The organism is Micromonospora sp. S-DT3-3-22 (assembly GCF_015354745.1).
GTDB lineage: Bacteria > Actinomycetota > Actinomycetes > Mycobacteriales > Micromonosporaceae > Micromonospora > Micromonospora wenchangensis.
Window position 1 is genome coordinate 16557 of the sequence record NZ_JACGMO010000057.1, and the last position, 18804, is coordinate 35360.

An 18804-nucleotide genomic window follows, 5' to 3' on the forward strand; every position below is an offset into this window, starting at 1 on the left:
GATCAAGAGGTTTGCGTCACCCCGCCCCGGAATCCTGACGCGAACCTCTTGATCACCAGAGGAGGCGAGGGGGTGGGAGGGCGGAGGGCGGAAAGGGATCGCTGGGGTGGGGGGTGCGGTCTTACGCTGCGTCGATGTTGCTTCGTACGTCGACCACCCTGCTGCGGACCCTGCGCGAGGACCCGGCGGACGCGGAGGTGCCGAGCCACCGGCTCCTGCTGCGCGCCGGTTACATCCGACGCGTCGCCCCGGGCGGTTACGCCTGGCTGCCGCTGGGCAAACTCGTGCTGGACCGGGTCACCGAGATCGTCCGGTCGGAACTGGCCGCGATCGGCGACCAGGAGGTGCACTTCCCGGCGCTGCTGCCGGCGGAGCCGTACCGGACCAGCGGCCGGTGGACGGAGTACGGCGACGACATCTTCACCCTCGCCGACCGGCGGGGCGCCGAGCACCTGCTCGCCCCGACCCACGAGGAGATGGCGACGCTGCTGGTCAAGGACCTGGTCTCGTCGTACCGGGACTTCCCGCTGACGATCTTCCAGATCCAGACGAAGTTCCGCGACGAGGCCCGCCCCCGCGCCGGGCTGCTGCGCGGGCGGGAGTTCCTGATGAAGGACGCCTACTCGTTCGACCTGGACGACGACGGCCTGCGCGCGTCGTACGCCCGGCACCGGGCCGCGTACCAGCGGGTCTTCGACCGGTTGGGGCTGGCGTACACGGTGGTGCGGGCGGTCTCCGGGGCGATGGGCGGCTCGGCCTCGGAGGAGTTCCTGGCCGGCACACCTGTCGGTGAGGACACCTACGTCGGCTGCACGGCCTGCGACTACGCGGCGAACACCGAGGCGGTGACGACCCCCGCCCCGGCCGTCGGCGACCCGGACTCGCACCGCACCGCCGAGGTGCACGACACTCCGGAGACGCCGACCATCGCCGCGCTGGTGGACCTCGCCAACGAGCGGAAGCTCGCCGGGCGGCACGACTGGACCGCCGCCGACACCCTGAAGAACGTGGTGCTGACCGTACGCCGACCCGGCGCGGAAACCCCCGAGGTGCTGGTGATCGGGCTGCCCGGCGACCGGGAGGTGGACCTCCGGCGGGTCGCGGCGGCCCTGCACCCGGCCGACGTCGCGGTCTTCGACGACTGGGCTGCCCATCCGGAACTGGTCCGGGGTTACCTCGGGCCGCAGGTGCTGGCCGGGCTCGGCCTGCGCTACCTGGTCGACCCCCGGGTGGTCACCGGCTCCGCCTGGCTGACCGGCGCCAACGAGCCGGGACGGCACGCCACCGACGTGGTCTGCGGGCGGGACTTCGTCCCCGACGGCACCATCGAGGCGGCCGAGGTACGCCCCGGTGACCCCTGCCCGGCCTGCGGCACCACCGGGACCACCGGAGCCGACGACGGCGGCAACGGCGGCGGGCTGACCATGCGACGGGGCATCGAGATCGGGCACATCTTCCAGCTCGGCCGCCGGTTCACCGACGCGTTCACCCTCGACGTGCCGGGCGCGGCGGGCACACCGGTCCGGCCCACCATGGGCTGCTACGGCATCGGGGTGTCCCGGGCGGTCGCGGCCATCGCCGAACAGCACCACGACGAGCGGGGGCTGGTCTGGCCGGCGGCGGTCGCGCCGTGCGACGTACACCTGGTGGTGGCCGGCAAGGGGGCGCAGCTCGACGCGGCGCTCGACCTCGGCGGCCGGCTGTCGGCGGCCGGCCTGCGGGTGCTCGTCGACGACCGGGCCACCGTCTCGGCCGGGGTGAAGTTCACCGATGCCGAGCTGATCGGCATCCCGTGTGTCGTCGTGGTCGGCCGCCGACTCGTCGACGGGTACGTCGAGGTGCGCGACCGGGCGACCGGCGGGCGCGACGAGGTGCCGTGGGACGGCCTGGCCGACCAACTGCTGAGTCGGGTTCGCGGCAACGGGGTGTAGCGGGCGCGCCACGGGGTACCGAAGTCGGATCGACCACGGGTGTTGTACGGAGGCTCTCATGTACCGGGTCAGTGACGTGATGACGAAGCAGGTGGTCTACCTGCCGGCGGAGACCACCCTGGACGAAGCTGCCAGGGTGATGAAGGAGGCCGACATCGGGGACGTGGTGGTCACCGACGGCTCCACGCTGGCGGGTCTGCTGACCGACCGGGACATCGTGGTCCGGGCGGTGGCCGAGTGCAGCGACCCGACCAGCACCACGATCGGCTCGATCATCACCCGGGAGGTGGTGATGATCGAGCAGCACTCCACGGCCGGGGAGGCGGCGGCGCTGATGCGCGAGCGCAACATCCGGCGCATCCTCGTCTGCGACAACGAACGCAAGCTCGTCGGCATCGTCTCCCTGGGCGACCTGGCGATGCAGCTCGACCCCAGCTCGGCGCTGGCCGACATCAGCGAGGGTGCCCCGAACAACTGAGCGGTCCGGGGTGACAGCGGAACCACCCGGGTGACGCGGCCGGGGGCGGGTGGCCAGGCACCCCCGGCCGGGTCGGCGGAGCGCGTGCCGACCGGATGGCGGCGGTGCCGGGCGGCTGCGCCGGAGGCGGCAGTAGCCTGGCGGAATGCCCGAGATGCCGACGAAGCTGGCCGAGATCGTCGAGGAGTTCGCCGACGCGCCCCGCGACGTGGTGCTGGAGATGCTGCTGGAGTACGCCGACGTGGTCCCGCCGCTGCCGGCCGGGGTGGACCGCGACGACCTGGAGCAGGTCCCCGAGTGCCAGACGGCGTTCTTCCTGCGCGCCGAGGTCGCCCCGGACGGCACGGTGACCACCGTGTTCGACTGCCCACCGGAGGCGCCCACCACCCGGGCCTTCGCCGGCATCCTCGCCGAGGGGCTGGCCGGGGCGAGCGCCGCGCAGGTGCTGGACGTGCCGGACGACCTCTACCAGCGGATGGGCCTGGCCCAGGCGATCAGCCCGCTGCGGGTACGCGGCGGCACCGCGATCCTGGCCCGACTCAAGCGACAGGTACGGGAACAAGTGGGCTGAGCTGCGGGTTGTCTCCGGTCATGGAGATCGAGATCTACGCCGACGTGGTCTGCCCCTGGTGCTACATCGGCAAGCGCCGCCTCGAACAGGCCCTGGCGTCGTACGACGGTGAGGTGACCGTCCGGTACCGGCCGTTCCAGCTCGACCCGTCGCCGGTGACCACGCCCCGACCGCTGCTCGACGCGCTGGCCGCAAAGTTCGGTGGCCGGGAGCGGGCCGAGTCGATGGCCGGCCAGGTGACCCAGGTGGCCGCCGGGGTGGGGCTGACGTTGAACTTCGACCGGGCGGTGAGCGCCAACACCTTCGACGCGCACCGGCTGGTCCGGTTCGCCGACGGGCACGGTCGGGCGGGTGAGCTGGTCGAGGCACTCTACCGGGCGCACTTCACCGACGGGGTCGACGTCGGTTCCCCGGAGGCGTTGGTGGCGCTGGCCGCCTCGGTCGGGCTGGACGAGGCCGAGGCGCGCGAGTACCTGACCTCGAACGCGGGCCGCCGCGAACTGGCCGCCGACCTGACCACCGCCCACCAGCTCGGGGTGACCAGCGTGCCGACGTTCGTCCTCGCCGGCAAGTACGGCGTCACCGGCGCGCAGGAGCCCGAGACGCTGCTCGCCGCCCTGACCGAGGTCGCCCAACGGGAGTCGGCCGCCTGACGCCACCCCGACGGCACCGCCGCCCCGGCAGCACCGCCATCCCGGCGGGGGCGGCATCGACCGGCACGATGTTTCACGTGCAACAACATCGATTGAAGGGAATGGCTAGGCGGGCCGGGCCAGGTCCTCCACCACCCGCGCCCCGGGCAGCGCGCCGAGCGCCGGTCCCGGCAGGGCGATCTTGCTGTGCCGTACGCCGGAGCCGATGATCACGTGCGGGGTGGCGATCACCCGGGCGTCGACCAGGATCGGCCAGGACTCGGGGAGCCCGATCGGGGTGATCCCGCCGTACTCCATCCCGGTCGACTCGACCGCCTCGGCCATCGGGGCGAAGCTCGCCTTGCGCACGTCCAGCGTCCGGCGGACCACCCCGTTGACGTCGGCCCGGGTGGTGGCGAGCACCACGCAGGCGGCGTACCGGATCTCGCCCTCCCGCTTGCCGGCGATCACCACGCAGTTCGCCGACACGTCCAGCCCCACCTCGTACGCCGCGCAGAAGGCGGCCGTATCGGCCAGGGTGGCGTCGATCGGGGCGACCAGGACGGCGTCGACGTCGACGGGCGCCTGCGCCGGCCACGCCGTCAGCGCGGCGGCCACCGGTGCCGCCAGCAGGTCGGGGCGGGTCCGGGCGGGTTCGGTCTGCAACGTTCCCATCACGGCAGCGATCCTCGCACCCCCGGCGGCGGGCCGCCCGGCGGGCCACCCCGCAGGCCACCGGGGGTGCCGCCACGGGTCCGGCAGGTCAGTTGCCGCCGAGGAAGCTGTTCTCCCGCAGGAACGCCCGGTCGTCGGCCGACGCCGACTGCGCACCCCGCAGCGCCTGGGGCCGACGGGCCTCCAGATCCTCCATGCCGTGCCGCACGGCGAGACGGATCACCCCGTAGAGGAAGACCAGACCGAAGACGTAGAGCAGCACCGTGACGACGAAGACCACCATGGGGTCACGGTAGGCAGGACCGGAACCCGTAGCAGGCTCATCTTCGGCCCGTTCCCCCGTACGTGTCGGCCAGGTGATCGGCCCAGGTCCGGCGACCGGTCGGGACGGCGGTCGTGGTCAGCGCACCCGCCCGCAGCTCCCGACCCAGCCGCCCCGGCAGACGTACCGGCAGCAGGGGACGGCGGGAACGTCGGGCCGCCCGCCAGGCGCGGACCGCCTCGTCGAAGCGGAGCACCTGCGGGCCGCCGTACTCCTCGACGCCGGTCAGCGGGCCGACGCCGAGCCGTTCCACGAGCCGGGCGGCCACCTCGTGCTGGTCGACCGGCTGGGCCAGCACCGCCGGGTCACCCGGCACCGGGCCGAGCCGACCCACCGTCCGCAGCAGCCGGTCCAGGAAGACCGGGAACTGGGTGGCCCGCAACACCGTCCACGGCACCGGCCCGGCGGCCACCACCTGCTCCGCCGCCAGCTTGTGCCGGTAGTACGGGATCGGCACCCGGTCCACGCCGACGATCGAGACGTACACCAGGTGACCCACCCCGGCGTGCGCGGCGGCCAGGGCCAGCCGGCGGGTGCCCGACACGTCCACCCGGTGCGTACGCGCACCCCCGCCGGGCCGCGACGCCAGGTGCAGCACCGCGTCCACCCCGGCGACCGCCGCGGCCACCCCGACGCCGGTGCCCAGGTCGGCGACCATCCACTCCACCGCCGGATCGTGCCGGGGACGCCGGCTCATCGCCCGCACCGTGCAACCGTCACCGAGCAGCCGGGGCAGCACCGCCCGGCCCAACGTCCCACCGGCACCCGTCACCAGCACCCGCATGCCCGCTCCCTCCACCCGACGGACCGCCCGCCCGACGGACCGACGGGCCGGCCACCCGGAACGTGACACCGACCCGGACCGGCACGGCCTCACCTGAGCAGGTCGACGACGGTCAGCACGAGGAAGAACGCCACCACCGCCTCGCTGATGATCCACGAATGCCGGTCCGCCCAGTCGCGCATCCGGGGCAGCACCCGGTCCGCCCGGTCACCGAGCAGCAGCAACGCCAGCAGCGGCAGCGCGAGCAACAGCAGGGTCAACAGCACGAACGGCACCAGGTGCCACCACGGCAGCCCGTGCCGGGCGGCGGTCGCCCCGACCGTCACCATCGTCAGGTCGTCGGAGGGCATCACCACGAACAGCAGCAGGCCCAGCCGGAACGCGTACCCGAAGCCGGCGTGCTGGAGGCGACCCATCCACGCCGGCTCCCCGGCCGAGTGCCGCCGCAGGAACACCACCACCGCCAACACCACCAGCAGTACCAGCACCACCCAGTCGATGACCGTCTCGACCGGCTTGCGACCACCCCCGCCGCCCCCACCGGCCGCGCCCCTGACCAGGCGGAAGATCAGCCAGGCGAGGGTCGTACCGGCGGACACCACGACCGCCGCGCCGGCCAGGAAACCCAGCGACGCCCGGCGGGGCCGGTCGCCGGAGGCGAGGAAGACCGCCGCCACCAGCTGCGTACCGGCCACCATCACCACGGCCATCGGCAGGATCGTCAGGACGTTCATCGCCCACCATCCTCGCCGCCGGGCCGGGCCGGCCGGTGGGATTCGCCCGGATCAGGCGGGGCGTACCCGGGCCGGCACCACCCGGCCGGCGAGCAACGCGCCGAGCAGCGCACACGCCACCGCCACGGCGAGCGTCCCCGCGTACCCGGACGGGCCGGGCGTCGTACCGGCGGCGAGCACCGTGCCGGTCAACGCCAACACGGTGGCGGTGAACAACGAGTCGGCCAGTTGCAGGGAGGAACTGTTGCGGCCCTGCTCCTCGGGGGCCGACAGGGCCAGCGTCAACACCGACAGCGACGGGAACGTCAACCCCATCCCCAACCCCGCCACCGCCCAACCGGCCACCCCGACCGCCACCGGCACCGCCGGCCAGACGGCGAGGGTGACCGTGGCCGTGCCCGCCGCCACGCAGGCCAGCCCGAGCCGGGGCAGGGTCGCCGAGGAACGCGGCGGCAACAGCCGACTCTGCGCCCAGGAACCCACCGACCAGGACAGCGCCCCGACGGTCAGCACCAGGCCGGCGGCGGTCGGCGAGAAGCCACGTTCCTGGGACAGCATCAGCGGGATGACCACCTCCGCGCCCGCGAACGCCGCCGCCGCCAACCCGCGCAGCCCCACCACCGTGGGCAGGCCCCGGGCCGCCCGCAGGAACCCCGCCGGCAGCAGCCGGGGCGCACAGACCCCCAGCCCGGCCAGGGCCACCGCCACCAGGATCACCGCGGGCACCCCACGCTGCTGCCCCCCGTGGTGCAGCAGTGCGGCGCTCACCCCCGCCCCGGCCGCCCAGCCGATCCTGGCCGCCGCGCCCGCCGGTGGCCCGGCCGGCGGCGGGCGGTGCAGCGTCCGCAGGCCCGACTCGACCAGCAGCACCGCCGGCAGCGCCACCACCGGTACGGCGAGGAAGACCCACCGCCAGCCCAGGTACTCCACGATCAGCCCGGCCAGCGCCGGCCCGACCAGCGACGGTACGACCCACGCCGCCGCGAACGCGGCGAACACCCGCCGCCGCAGCTCCTCCGGGTACGCCTGCCCGACCACCACGTACAACGCGACGGAGAGCAACCCGGACCCGAAGCCCTGCACCGCCCGGCCGACCACCAGGGTGCCCATCGCGTCGGCGCTCCCGGCGACGAACAGGCCGACGACGAACAACCCCACCCCGGCCCACATCGGCCCCCGGGGTCCCCGGGCGTCGCACCAGATGCCGGAGAGCACCATGGCCAGCACACCGGCGGCGAACGAACCGCCGAAGGCGAGCGCGTAGAGCCCCAGCCCGTCCAACGCGCGGGCCACCGTGGGCATGGCGGTGCCCACCGCCAACGCCTCGAAGGCGAGCAGCGACACCAGGGCGACGCTGCCCACCGTCATCGCCCGCAGGCGCGGGTCGTAGAGGCGGGTGGCCGGCGTCAGGGTGGCGGTCACCGGACGACGCCGGGCGGTACGTCAGACATGCGCCCAGCCTGCGACCTGCACCCAGGTTCAGGTCAAGGGTGAGCCCGGTCTCGTCAGGCCGACTCCAGCGCCTCCCCGAGCCCCTTGGCCAGCCCCGACAGGTGCTGGTCGGCGAGCAGGTGCCCGGCGGTGATCACCAGGGCGAGCGGCCACTCGATGACCTGGAGGGCGGCGAGCACCCCCAACCCGGCGTAATAGGCGATCTTGTCCGGCGGCGGCACCGCCACCTCGCCCAGCATCGGCACCTCCACCCGTCGGGTGTACGCCCGGACCATCTCGTGACCGCCGCTGAGATGACGCGTGATCGTGCTCATTCCGGCCTCCCTGCCGCTCGTCGGGTCGTCAGCGGGATTCCACCGGCACCGCCGTCCATGCCCCGCCACCGGAGGGAACTTCCCCCGCCCGGGGGGCATAACGGACGCCCGACCGGGAAGCCAGGCCGCCTGACGAACGCGGGAGGCGAGATGGCGTACGGCGGCAGTGGGCGGGACCGATCCGGCCGTACCCCTCGATGACCACGCTGGGCCGGGTGGCCGGCCGGGTCCTCCCGTCGGTGCCGGTGCCACCGCTGCTCGACGAGGCGTCCCGTACCGTCGGTTCGGCCGCCGGCCGGCTGGCCCGGGTCGCCGGGTTGGCCCGCCGTAGGGTCTGGTCCCGCAACGGCCGGCACCACATCGAGGTGCACGGCGTCTGCCAGGACGGCGGCGACCGGCTGGCCCGTCAGGTCGAGGCGGCGTTGGAGCGGATGCCCGGCGTGGCGTGGGCCCGGGTGAACGCCCCCTCCGGCCGGGTGGTGGTGGCCGTCGAGGACCCGAAGCCGAAGCTACGCGACCTGATCGACACGGTGGCGCGGGTCGAACGGATCTGCCCGCACGAGCCGGACCCGGAGATCCCGCCCCCGCACCCGCCGGAGGACGGGCCGCGTACCCCCCGGACCCTCGGCGCGCTCGCCTCCGACGCGCTGGGCCTGACCATCTCCGCCGCCACCCGCATCCTGCCGTTCACGCCGGTGCCGGGTGAGGTGGCCGGCCTGCTCACCGCCGTCGACCTGCACCCCCGGCTGCACGACCTCGCCGGCCGGGGCCGGCGTGCCGACCGCCGCACCGAGGTGCTGTTCCCGCTCGCCGAGGCGGTCGTGCAGGGCCTCACCGGCGGCTGGGCCGGCATCGTCCTCGACGGCGCGCAGCGGATCGTGCAGTGGGGTGAGGCGCGCGCCCAGCTCACCACGTGGACCCGGGCCGAGCCGGGGCTGACCGGTGACCCGGAACGCGCCGTCGCCCGCTCACCCGGCCCCGGGCGGCCCTGCCCCCGGCCCGACGGCCCCGTCGAGCGGTACGTCTCGACGATGCTCGCCACCGGGGCCGCCGCCGGGGCCGCCGCGTGGCCGGTCGTCGGCCCGAAACGGGCCGCCGCGCTCGCCCTCGCCGCGCTGCCCAAGGCCCCCGGCAGTGGCCGCGAGGGGTACGCCGCCCAACTCGGCCGGGTGCTGGCCCGCCGCGGCGTGATCGCCATGGACCGCAGTGTGCTGCGCGAACTCGACCGGATCGACACGGTGGTGCTGGACGCGGCCGTGCTCGGCTCGGCCCGGTGTGTCCTCGCCGACCTGGCGCCGCTGGCCGGCACGGACACCGGGGAGGTTGCCGGCCGGGCGTTCGCCCTCTTCGACCCCGATCAGCCGGACGACGTACACGAGGCCGACGGTTGGCGACTCGGACCGCTCGCCGGCCTCGACGCCGTCGACCCGGGGGACACCCCGCAGAGCCGGCGGCTGCGCGCGACGGACGGCCCCCTGCTCGGCCTCGTCCACGACGGCACCCTCGCCGCCGTCGTCCGGGTCGCCCCCGAGCCGGCCCCCGGCGTCGACGCGCTGCCCGCCGCCGCCCGGCACGCCGGCCTGCGCCTGGTGGTCGCCGGCCCCGACCCGCAGCGGTACGGCTTCGCCGACGCGGTGCTGCCCGGCGGGGACCGGCTCGCCGGCTCCGTCCGGGCCCTGCAACGCGACGGCGCGGTGGTGATGCTGCTCTCGGGCGACCGGGCGGCGCTGGCGGCGTCCGACTGCGGGCTCGGCACGGCCGGCCCCGACGATCTGCCCCCGTGGGGCGCCCACCTGCTCGTCGGCACCGACCTGCGGATCGCCGCGCTGCTCATCGAGGCGGCCGGGGTGGCCCGGCGGATGACCGGGCAGAACATCCGGCTCGCCATGGCCGGCACCGGCCTCGGCGCGTTGGGCGCGTTCACCGCCGCCGTGCCGCAGCTTCCCGACCGCAGCCTCTTCGCCGTCAACGGCGCGGCGGCGCTGGCCTTCGCCAACGGGGTGTGGCGGGCCCGCCGGCTGCCCGGCCCGGACGGGTCCCCGGCGCCGGCCGCCACCGCCTGGCACCTGATGCCGGTCCCGACCGTGCTGCGTCACCTCGACACCGGCCCGGACGGGCTGACCGACGCCGAGGCGCAGCGCCGGCACCGCGCCGACCCGGACCCGTCGGGCGGGCCGGTCGGCCTGTTCCGGGCGTTCGTCGACGAGCTGGCCAACCCGCTCACGCCGGTGCTGGCCGCCGGCGCGGTCCTGTCGGCGGCGTTCGGCTCGCTGGTCGACGCGGCCCTGGTCGGCGGCGTGGTCGGCGGATCGGCGCTGGTCGGGGCGGTGCACCAGCGCAACACCGACCGGGCGCTTGCCGAACTGCTGTCCCGCTCGGCGGTCACCGCCACGGTGCTGCGGGACGGGGTCGAACGGGTGACCGCCGCCGAGGATCTCGTCCCCGGCGACGTGGTGCTCCTCGGCCCGGGGGACGCGGTGCCGGCCGACTGCCGGGTGCTCACCGCCGACGGTCTGGAGGCCGACGAGTCGTCGCTGACCGGTGAGTCGCTGCCGGTGACCAAGGGGGTCGACCCGGTGGTCGCCGCCGCCCTGGCCGACCGTTCCTCCATGGTGTACGAGGGCACCACCGTCGCCACCGGTCGCGGCACCGCCGTGGTGGTCGCCACCGGTGCCGCGACCGAGTCGGGGCGGAGCCTCGCGTTGGCCCGGCAGGCCCCGCCGGAGAGCGGGGTGGAGGCCCGGCTCGGCCGGCTCACCCGCTCGGCGATCCCGCTGGCCGTCGCGTCGGCGGTCGCGGTGGCGGGGGCGGGGCTGCTGCGGGGCGTACCGCTGGGGCAGACGGCGGCGACGGCCGCGAACCTGGCCGTGGCGTCGGTGCCGGAGGGGTTGCCGTTCCTGGTCAGCGCGGCCCAACTGGCCGCCGCCCGGCGGTTGGCCGAGCACGGTGCGCTGGTCCGCAACCCGCGCACCATCGAGGCGCTGGGCCGGGTGGACGTGCTCTGCTTCGACAAGACGGGCACCCTCACCGAGGGCAGGCTGCTGCTCGCCGGGGTCGGCGACGGCGGCCGGTTCGCGCCCGTCGACCGGCTCGACGACGAGCTGCGCCGGGTCCTCGCCGCCGGGCTGCGCGCCACCCCCGACGCGGCCGATCCGCAGGAACTGCCGCAGCACACCGACCGGGCGGTCCGGTACGGCGCACGGCAGGCGGAGACGACCGAGCAGACCGGCGCGGCCGGGTGGACGGCGGTGGGTGGGCTGCCGTTCGAGCCGTCCCGGGGTTACCACGCGACCGTCGGGCGGGCCGCCGACGGCATGCTGCTCAGCGTGAAGGGCGCCCCGGAGACGGTGCTGCCCCGGTGCGGCGCGTGGCGGCGGCCGGGCGGCCGGGACGAGCCGCTGGACGACGAACGCCGGAAGCGGCTGCACACCGTGCTCGCCGACCGGGCCGGGGCGGGACACCGCATCCTCGCCGTGGCGGAGTGCCGGGTCGGTGCCGAGACGGTCACCGACGACCAGGTACGCGGGCTGGTCTTCGTCGGTTTCCTCGCCCTCGCCGACGGGATACGCGACAGCGCCGCCCCGGCGGTCCGCCGGATCAGGCAGGCCGGCGTGCACACCATCATGATCACCGGGGACCATCCGGCCACCGCCGAGGCGATCGCGTCGGCGATCAGCCCGGATTCCGACGGGCAACGGGTGGTCACCGCCACCGACCTGGACCAGTGGGACGACGCGGAGATCGGCGAACGGCTGGGCCGGACCGACGTGGTGGCCCGGTGCACCCCGGCGCACAAGGTACGGATCATCCAGGCGTTGCAGAGGTGCGGGCGGACCGTGGCGATGACCGGGGACGGCGCCAACGACGCCCCGGCGATCCGGCTGGCCGACGTCGGCATCGCCCTCGGCCAGCGGGGCACCCCGGCCGCCCGCGCCGCCGCCGACCTGGTGGTCACCGACGACCGGCTGGAAACCATCATCGCCACCCTGGTCGAGGGGCGGGCGATGTGGTCGTCGGTACGCCACGCGCTGAGCATCCTGGTCGGCGGCAACCTCGGCGAGATCGCGTTCAGCGTGCTCAGCGCCGCCGTCACCGGCCGGTCGGCGCTCAACGGCCGGCAACTGCTCCTGGTCAACCTGCTCACCGACCTGGCACCGGCGCTGGCCATCGCGGTCCGGCCGCCCGACGCCGACCACGCCGACGGGTTGCTCCGCGAGGGGCCGGACGCGTCCCTCGGCGGCACCATGACCCGGGAGATCGGGCTGCGCGCCGCCGCCACCACCCTCGGCGCGACCGCCGGCTGGACGGTGGCCCGGTGGACCGGCCGGGACCGGCGCGCCGGCACCGTGGCCCTGGTCTCGCTGGTCGGCACCCAGCTGGGGCAGACCGTCCTGGCCGGCGGCACCAGCCCGACGGTGCTCGCGTCGACGGCGGCATCGGTCGGGGTGCTCGCCGCCGTGGTGCAGACCCCCGGGGTGAGCCAGTTCTTCGGCTGCACCCCGCTCGGCCCGGTGGGGTGGAGCATCGCCGCCGGGTCGGCGCTCGGCGCGACCTTCGCCAACGGCGCGCTGACCCGGCTGGTGGAGCACCTGCCGGCCCGGGGTCGGCCCGCCGGCCCGGCGTCGGCCGGCTAGCCCTGCGGCGGGTCAGGCCGGGGGCGGGGACCAGGTGGCGGCGGCGCGACCCAACCTGTCGTTGACCGCCCGTCCGACCCCCTCGTCCGGGGCCGGTTCGGCGAGGATCTCGGTCACCCCGGCCGCGTCCAGCCGGTGCAGCGCGTCGAAGAGGCGGGCTGCGGCCTCGGTCACGTCACCGGCGGGCGACAGCACCTCCACCGCCGCGTAGCCGGCCGCCGGGGCCGCCCGGAAGGCGAGGTAGCCCCGCCGGACCCCGTCGGCCGCCGCCGGCACCGCGCCCCGCACCACCCGCAACGGGGTACGCGGCGCGTAGTGCGCGGCCAACGTGCCGGGGGCGACCGGCTGCCCGGAGCTGCCCGGCCGGACGGTCACCGGGCCGACCGCCGCGACGAGGTCCTCCACGGCGAGCGCCCCGAGGCGCAGCACCACCGGCTGCGGGCCACGCGCGTCCACGATGGTCGACTCGATTCCGCACCGGGTCGGGCCACCGTCGAGCACCACGTCGACGGCCGCGCCGAGCCCTCGGACGACGTGCTCGGCCCGGGTGGGGCTGAGCTGCCCGAACCGGTTGGCGCTCGGGGCGGCCACCGGCACCCCGGCGGCCCGGATCAACGCGCGGGCAGACGCCTCGTCGGGCACCCGTACCGCCATCGTGTCGAGGCCGGAGGTGACGATCGGCGGGATCACGGCCGGCCGGTCCACGATCAGTGTGAGCGGACCCGGCCAGAACCGCTCCGCCAGCGCCGCGACGGTCGGGGGCAATGCGCCGACGAGGGCCGGCAGGTCGGCGGCGTCGGCCAGGTGGGTGATCAGCGGATCGAAGCTGGGCCGTGCCTTCGCCTCGAAGATCCGCGCCGCGGCCCGGGCGTCCAACGCGTTCGCGCCGAGCCCGTAGACCGTCTCGGTGGGGAAGGCCACCAGCCCGCCGGCCCGCAGCACGTCGGCGGCCTCGGCGATGCCGTCGTGTTCGGCGGGCAGGACGCGGGGGGAGCCAGTGGTCACCCCCCGACGCTAGCCTGCCGTCAGCGCCCGGACCGGTGCGGGTGCCCGTCACCCGGCCGGTGGGGCGACGGTCGGCGCTCCCGGCCCGGTCACGCTCGCCGGCCAGCCGGGGACGACGTCGCGATGCCGCCTCGCTCCGCCCGTCGGACCGGCAGGGACGGTTGCCCGGCCGGGTCGGGGCACGCTGGCGGCCGGCCGCGCCGGGTCGCTGGAGGGTGACCCGGCAGGGCTATTCCGCCCGGTCCGGTGCCGCCGCGCGCCGCCCGCCGGTCGGGGCGAACGACGCGCGTGGCGGGCCGGTCTCCGCCCAGCAGACGCCGCCCCGGAACTCGACGCCCGGGATGGTGTCGACGACCCGGGTGACGTCCGCGACAGAGGCGAGCGCCCGGGTGAGGTCAGCCCGTAGCTCTGCGCTGGCGGACGGCGGGTCGTTCTCCTCCTGCGCCCAGTCGACGTCGGCGGCGTGCAACTCGGCGACCGCGTGGTCGGTCAGCGCGGTCGGGTCGGTCACGGTGACGTCGATCCGGCAGTAGAGCTGGAGACGGCGGCTGCCCGGGTCACCATCGGTCGTCATGCGGCTCAACGGCTGACTGCTCCCATCGCGTGAAGGCTAGGGGATGCCCGCCGACCGTGCCGCCCCGCGCGGTCGGTCACCTACTGGAGAATTGCCGGCATGCTCCGCTCGCCGCGCGCCCTCCTGCTGGACTTCGGCGGTGTCCTGGCCGATGCGCCCCCGCAGCCGCCCGCCCCACCGGAACTCGTCCGACGGCTCTCCCGGCTCGTCGACGGCGCGGTGTCCGAACGGCAGATCGCCGCCGACCTGACCGGGGGCGCGCGACGGTACTCGGCCTGGCGCGACGACGCGGGCCGGACGGCCGACCCGGTCGAGCTCCCGCACGCCCGGGTGTGGGCGGAGTTCGTCACGGCATCGTGGCCCCGCCCGGCCCGCGACGCCGTCGACCGTGAGGCGACCCCCCTGTCGTACGCCTGGACCTGGCGGGCGGACTGGGCGGTGCGCCCGGGTATCCCCGAGGCGCTGGGGGCGGCCACGGGAGCGGGCCTTCCGCTGGCCGTGGTGAGCAACACCCTCTGCGGCGCCGCGCACCGGGATTTCCTGGCCGCCGAAGGGCTGGCCGGGTCGTTCGCCGCCCAGTTCTACAGCGACGAAGCCGGTCCCCGGAAGCCCAACCCGCGCCTGGCGCTGCTGGCGGCGGAGGCCGTCGGGGTTCCGATCGGTGACTGCTGGTTCGTCGGGGACACCCTCGGTCGGGACGTCGAGTGCGCCCGCCGGGCCGGGGCGGGGGCGGCGATCCTGATGCGTTCCCCCCGCACCGACCGGGAACCACCGCACCCCGCCCTCGTACCGGACGCCCGGGTCGAGGACGGCCACGGCCTGCTGGCCCTGCTGCGTCAGGCGTGAGCAGGTTCCGGTTCCTCCTGCGGCCGCCCGGCCTGGTTCGGTGCCTAGCCCTGCCCCAGCGTGTCGTCCACCGACGAGGCTCCCGGCACGTGGTGGACCGCGACGACGGCGGTGCGCGGGAGCGCCGAGTAGACGTGTGGGAAGGAACCGCCGTCGGGGGTGCCCTCCCAGCGCACCGCCGCGCCGAGTAATCCGGCGTCGAGGGCGACGACCACGAGCGCCGGCTCCTGCGCGAAGAACCGCAGCGCGGTCGCACCCACCTGCTCGCGCGAGGAGCAGTGGATGAAGCCGCTGCTGTGGTCGAACGGCGAGCCGTCGAAGCGACCGGCGGCATCGAAATCGGCCCACTCGACGGGCAGGAGGATCTTGTAAATCAGCACAGCCAAGGGTGGCAGATGGCCGGCTGGTCCGCAGCTGCCGCAGCCCGCCAACCCGACCGGCACGATCCGGATGACGGCCGACGCCTACGGACACGTCCTGCCGGCGCGGGCTCGTCAGGCTGCCTCGGCCATCGATCGCGTGCTGGGCGGGAAAGGGAGGGCATGAAATGCCTTGGCTGTACTCGGGACCGAGATCAACCGGTGTTCGTGCTGGTGGGCCGGAGGCACCACCATGCGAACCAGACCGCCACGATCGCCGGTGACCCGTTGCCCCCGAGTTCCGTCAGCTCGCAGCGCCGCTAGCCCAGCCAAGGGGTAGCGCGCCCTGCGGAATCGGGCGCACAACGGCGGCCTCGGCCAGGCTCACCCTGGAAGGTCATCCTCCCAGATACAGGCCTGACGCCGGTGGCGGATCGGAGTCGTCCGGCCAGCGGTCGGCAGGATCCCCGAACGACGAACTACCGGATCGACAACACCGTCTTGCCGCGGGCGTGGCCCGAGCCGTAGTGACGCAGTGCGTCAACGGCGGCTTCCAACGGGAATACACGGTCGATCACGGGGGTGACCTGCCCGGCCTCTACCAGTTCGCGGAGCGCGTCGAGGTCGGTGGCGTTCGGTCGTGCGTCGAGAGCCGCCATCGTGTGGCTCACGAGTGGTGACAGGACGAGTGCGGCGAGCCGACGGCGCAGCCACGGCGCTGGCGGGCCAGCGGAGAGCACCAGTCGGCCGTCCGGGGCGAGCACCCGGCGGCATTGTGCCAGCGAGTGGCTGCCGACCAGGTCAAACACCACGTCGTATCGCCGGCTGCTGGCGGTGAAGTCCGCTCGGGTGTAGTCGACGACGTGGTCGGCACCGAGGGAGCGGACCAGCTCGGCCGCGTTCGGCGCGCAGACCGCGGTGACCTCCGCGCCCAGCGCCTTGGCGATCTGTACCGCGAACGTGCCGACCCCACCTGTCGCGCCATTGACCAGCACGTGTTGGCCGGCCCACAGGCGACCGATGTCGCGCAGGCCCTGCAGTGCGGTCGTCGCCGATATCGGGATGGCGGCGGCCTGCTCGAAGGTCAGGTTTGCTGGCTTCCTGGCCAGCATCCGTTCGGGGACGACCGCGTACTCCGCAAAAGCGCCGAGCCCTTCGGCGTAGACATCCTCACCCGGGCGGAAGCGGGTGACCTGCGCACCGACCACCTCGACCCGGCCGGCCAGAGCCCGTCCAGGCACCGTGTGCCGCGGCGCGCGGATGCCGGCCGCGTACACCCTGATGGGCACCATGTCCCAGTCGGCGTCGGGAGCTGCGCCGCGTGCACCCAGTCCCGGCCGCCTGCGACTGTCGACTGCTCCCCTTGCTACGCCGTGCGCCGGGGCGTGACCGGCCGCCAGGCCGCACGCGCGCCCCGGCGCGAACACGGCGGCGGGCCGAAGGCCCGCCCTTGACCAAGTAAAGAAAGTCTGAACACACTACGCTCCGGCCACGCGCTGCAGGCGACAAACCACCGCCGTGGCGTCGTCCCGGTGCTTATACCTCGGCCAGATCAGACCATCGGGATCACGGTCCTCATATTCGCGGGTGGCCGCGATCAAGGCGGGAGTGGGCGGACTGGCGAGACGCCGTCGGCTGGCCGAAGGAACACGGCACGTTCCACGCCCTGCGGCACTTCTTTGCCACGACCCTGATCACGAATCACGCCGAACCTCAGGAGGTGCAACGGCTGCTGCGGCACAAGACGCTGCGGATCACCTTGGAGACTTACGTGCACTGGTGGCCGAAGCGGGAGCGTCCGAAGGGCTTGGTCGGCGCAGTGCTACGGGCGGCAGGTTCCAGAGGGATTCAAGATCAATCCTGACCTGTGCCCATCGTGTGCCCGTTGATCTTCACGAGCTGTAACGCCTGGTCAAGGATGATGCTGGTGGAGCCCAGGGGACTCGAACCCCTAACCCCTGCCTTGCAAAGGCAGTGCTCTGCCAGTTGAGCTAGGGCCCCGAGGGCGGGTCGAGCCGCCGGGTGCTGGCTGGTCAGCGCAGGTCGGGCGAGGTGGTCGCCTCGTGCCACAGGGCGCGCTCGTCGTTGGATTCCTTGACCTTCTTGGCCACCACAGCGGCGACGCCGATGATGCCGACCAGGAACAGAAGCTTCTTGAACATGGGGCGACCCCTCGCGCTCGACTCGACTGCCCGTCGGAACGGTGTGCGGTGGGGCTAGCTGGAATCGAACCAGCGACCTCAGAGTTATCAGCTCTGCGCTCTAACCGACTGAGCTATAGCCCCGCGTGGCGACGAGCAAGATTAACCCATCGCGTCGTCCGCTCCCAAATCGGGGTGGCCGACGCTCCCGCGCCTTCCCGACCGTACCGGTCGGCCCGCGACGGGGCGAGCCCTTTCCCCCGGTCCTGGAGCCGGAGATCCACCCCCGTGACGGGGAACAGCGGCATCGGGGCGGCTCGGACAACGCTGGATCGACCCACGAGCGAGCCCGCGCGGGCACGAGCGAGCCCGCGCGGGCACGGCCACCGGGCTGGGAAAGCACGACGCCGGGGCGACCGCTGTTCGCGGCGCCCCGGCGTCGGGTCGGATCAGTCGCGCTCGGCGAGCGTCAGCTCGATCCCGCCGACCAGGTCGGCGCAGACGTTGTAGACGAACGCCCCCAGGGTGGCGAGCGCGGTGAACAGCACCACGTTGACCAGCCCGACGAGGGCGGACGTCAGGATGACGCCCTTCGCGGTGATCTGGAAGCCGCTGTTGGTGCCCTGCCCGCCGCTGGCGCTGACCAGGTCGGTCAGGCTGTCGTTGACGCTCTGGAACACGCCCATCGCGTCCAGCGCGAGGTAGAGCACCGAAGTCGCCACGACCACCACGATGAACAGCACCACGGAGACGGCGAAGGCGAACTTCATCACGGACCACGGGTCGATCCGCTTGAGGTTCAGCCGGGCCCGGCGCGGCCCCCGGGAGGCCGCCGAACTGACCGAGGTACGCGCGGCGCGTACCGCGTCACCCACCCGCGCGGCGCCGACGGCGGCCGCGCCACCGATGCCCGGGGGCAGGCCGCCGCCGTTGGCGGGGCGGGCGTTACCCGCCCCCGTGGTGGGACGGGCGTTGTCCGGGGTCGGCCGGAAACCACCGACCTTCGGCTGGGTGCCGGTCGTGGACGGGGAGGTGGCGGCCCCAACCGCGATCGGCTGTGTCGTGTTGCTCGACCGGGCCGCCGCAGCCACCGGCTGGGTGGCGGAGGAGGGCGCGTCGCTGCCCGTCGGCTGGGGCTTCTCGGTCGCCCCCGAGTCCTCACCGGGCTTGTCCGGCGGCGGTGCCATGCCGGGTGCCCGGGTGAACTTCGGGGCAGGCGCGTCGGCGGGGACGGTGGCCCGACCCACGGCGGCGCGGCCGGCGGGGGTTGTACCGCTCTTGGCGGCCTCCTCGTCGACCGGGGTGGCCGAGGTCCCCTTGTTCCCCGACTTCGCCTGTGTCTCCGTCATTCA

At 74.6% G+C, this 18804-nt stretch carries 18 protein-coding genes, 2 tRNA genes and 1 pseudogene; 7 read left to right on the forward strand and 14 right to left on the reverse strand.

The window, feature by feature from the left end:
• Window positions 1-134: 134 nt before the first annotated feature.
• The 4 genes from H1A17_RS17800 (at window position 135) to H1A17_RS17815 (ending at window position 3633) form a co-directional block, all read left to right on the forward strand.
• Entirely contained in the window at window positions 135-1931 is a 1797-nt protein-coding gene (locus tag H1A17_RS17800) for a proline--tRNA ligase (RefSeq protein ID WP_145917202.1), read from the forward strand.
• Between the two features lie 58 nt (window positions 1932-1989).
• On the forward strand, window positions 1990-2409 hold the full coding sequence (locus tag H1A17_RS17805) for a CBS domain-containing protein (RefSeq protein WP_145917201.1): 420 nt from the start codon (window positions 1990-1992) through the stop codon (window positions 2407-2409).
• Between the two features lie 145 nt (window positions 2410-2554).
• Window positions 2555-2980, forward strand: coding sequence for a SufE family protein (locus H1A17_RS17810; RefSeq protein ID WP_145917200.1), 426 nt, complete (start codon window positions 2555-2557; stop codon window positions 2978-2980).
• A gap of 20 nt (window positions 2981-3000) precedes the next feature.
• On the forward strand, window positions 3001-3633 hold the full coding sequence (locus H1A17_RS17815; protein ID WP_145917199.1) for a DsbA family protein: 633 nt from the start codon (window positions 3001-3003) through the stop codon (window positions 3631-3633).
• A gap of 105 nt (window positions 3634-3738) precedes the next feature.
• Here H1A17_RS17815 and H1A17_RS17820 read toward each other — a convergent pair whose 3' ends face one another.
• The 6 genes from H1A17_RS17820 to H1A17_RS17845 all read right to left on the reverse strand — a co-directional run bounded on the left by H1A17_RS17820 (window position 3739) and on the right by H1A17_RS17845 (window position 7893).
• On the reverse strand, window positions 3739-4287 hold the full coding sequence (locus tag H1A17_RS17820; RefSeq protein ID WP_194822380.1) for a YbaK/EbsC family protein: 549 nt from the start codon (window positions 4285-4287) through the stop codon (window positions 3739-3741).
• Between the two features lie 88 nt (window positions 4288-4375).
• Window positions 4376-4570 carry a hypothetical protein gene (locus H1A17_RS17825; protein ID WP_145917197.1) on the reverse strand — a complete coding sequence of 65 codons (195 nt, stop codon included), beginning with the start codon at window positions 4568-4570 and terminating at the stop codon, window positions 4376-4378.
• A gap of 37 nt (window positions 4571-4607) precedes the next feature.
• Window positions 4608-5393 (reverse strand): SDR family oxidoreductase, encoded by a 786-nt coding sequence (locus H1A17_RS17830; protein ID WP_145917196.1) that lies wholly within the window; start codon window positions 5391-5393, stop codon window positions 4608-4610.
• An 89-nt stretch (window positions 5394-5482) separates the two neighbouring features.
• Window positions 5483-6127: a GAP family protein gene (locus tag H1A17_RS17835; RefSeq protein ID WP_145917195.1), complete on the reverse strand. Its 645-nt coding sequence runs from the start codon at window positions 6125-6127 to the stop codon at window positions 5483-5485.
• 51 nt (window positions 6128-6178) lie between these two features.
• On the reverse strand, window positions 6179-7549 hold the full coding sequence (locus H1A17_RS17840) for an MFS transporter (RefSeq protein WP_240762525.1): 1371 nt from the start codon (window positions 7547-7549) through the stop codon (window positions 6179-6181).
• An 83-nt stretch (window positions 7550-7632) separates the two neighbouring features.
• Entirely contained in the window at window positions 7633-7893 is a 261-nt protein-coding gene (locus H1A17_RS17845; RefSeq protein ID WP_088647198.1) for a hypothetical protein, read from the reverse strand.
• Window positions 7894-8090: 197 nt separating this feature from the next.
• Between H1A17_RS17845 and H1A17_RS17850 the strand changes: the two genes are divergently transcribed.
• Window positions 8091-12527 carry an HAD-IC family P-type ATPase gene (locus tag H1A17_RS17850; RefSeq protein WP_194822381.1) on the forward strand — a complete coding sequence of 1479 codons (4437 nt, stop codon included), beginning with the start codon at window positions 8091-8093 and terminating at the stop codon, window positions 12525-12527.
• 12 nt (window positions 12528-12539) lie between these two features.
• Here the strand turns inward: H1A17_RS17850 and H1A17_RS17855 are convergent, their stop codons facing one another.
• Both H1A17_RS17855 and H1A17_RS17860 read right to left on the reverse strand, forming a co-directional pair.
• A complete protein-coding gene (locus H1A17_RS17855) occupies window positions 12540-13508 on the reverse strand; it encodes an L-threonylcarbamoyladenylate synthase (protein WP_194822389.1) in 969 nt (322 codons plus the stop codon).
• Between the two features lie 253 nt (window positions 13509-13761).
• A complete protein-coding gene (locus H1A17_RS17860; protein ID WP_194822382.1) occupies window positions 13762-14106 on the reverse strand; it encodes a hypothetical protein in 345 nt (114 codons plus the stop codon).
• A 99-nt stretch (window positions 14107-14205) separates the two neighbouring features.
• Here H1A17_RS17860 and H1A17_RS17865 point away from each other — a divergent pair, with 99 nt between their 5' ends.
• Window positions 14206-14952 (forward strand): HAD family hydrolase, encoded by a 747-nt coding sequence (locus H1A17_RS17865; RefSeq protein WP_194822383.1) that lies wholly within the window; start codon window positions 14206-14208, stop codon window positions 14950-14952.
• A 44-nt stretch (window positions 14953-14996) separates the two neighbouring features.
• Here the strand turns inward: H1A17_RS17865 and H1A17_RS17870 are convergent, their stop codons facing one another.
• Window positions 14997-15332, reverse strand: a complete 336-nt coding sequence (locus H1A17_RS17870) for a DUF952 domain-containing protein (protein ID WP_309236794.1) — start codon at window positions 15330-15332, stop codon at window positions 14997-14999.
• Window positions 15333-15790: 458 nt separating this feature from the next.
• Window positions 15791-16588: an NAD(P)-dependent alcohol dehydrogenase gene (locus H1A17_RS17875; protein ID WP_309236793.1), complete on the reverse strand. Its 798-nt coding sequence runs from the start codon at window positions 16586-16588 to the stop codon at window positions 15791-15793.
• Window positions 16589-16917: 329 nt separating this feature from the next.
• Between H1A17_RS17875 and H1A17_RS17880 the strand changes: the two are divergent.
• A pseudogene (locus H1A17_RS17880) lies at window positions 16918-17175 on the forward strand (tyrosine-type recombinase/integrase); the annotation flags it as partial.
• A gap of 61 nt (window positions 17176-17236) precedes the next feature.
• Here the strand turns inward: H1A17_RS17880 and H1A17_RS17885 are convergent.
• The 4 genes from H1A17_RS17885 to H1A17_RS17895 form a co-directional block, all read right to left on the reverse strand.
• A tRNA-Ala gene (locus H1A17_RS17885) sits at window positions 17237-17312 on the reverse strand.
• A 32-nt stretch (window positions 17313-17344) separates the two neighbouring features.
• Window positions 17345-17473 carry a DLW-39 family protein gene (locus H1A17_RS34495; RefSeq protein ID WP_211291697.1) on the reverse strand — a complete coding sequence of 43 codons (129 nt, stop codon included), beginning with the start codon at window positions 17471-17473 and terminating at the stop codon, window positions 17345-17347.
• A gap of 49 nt (window positions 17474-17522) precedes the next feature.
• Window positions 17523-17596: transfer RNA gene (locus tag H1A17_RS17890), tRNA-Ile, on the reverse strand.
• A gap of 305 nt (window positions 17597-17901) precedes the next feature.
• Window positions 17902-18801 (reverse strand): DUF3566 domain-containing protein, encoded by a 900-nt coding sequence (locus tag H1A17_RS17895; protein WP_145917182.1) that lies wholly within the window; start codon window positions 18799-18801, stop codon window positions 17902-17904.
• Window positions 18802-18804: the final 3 nt, after the last annotated feature.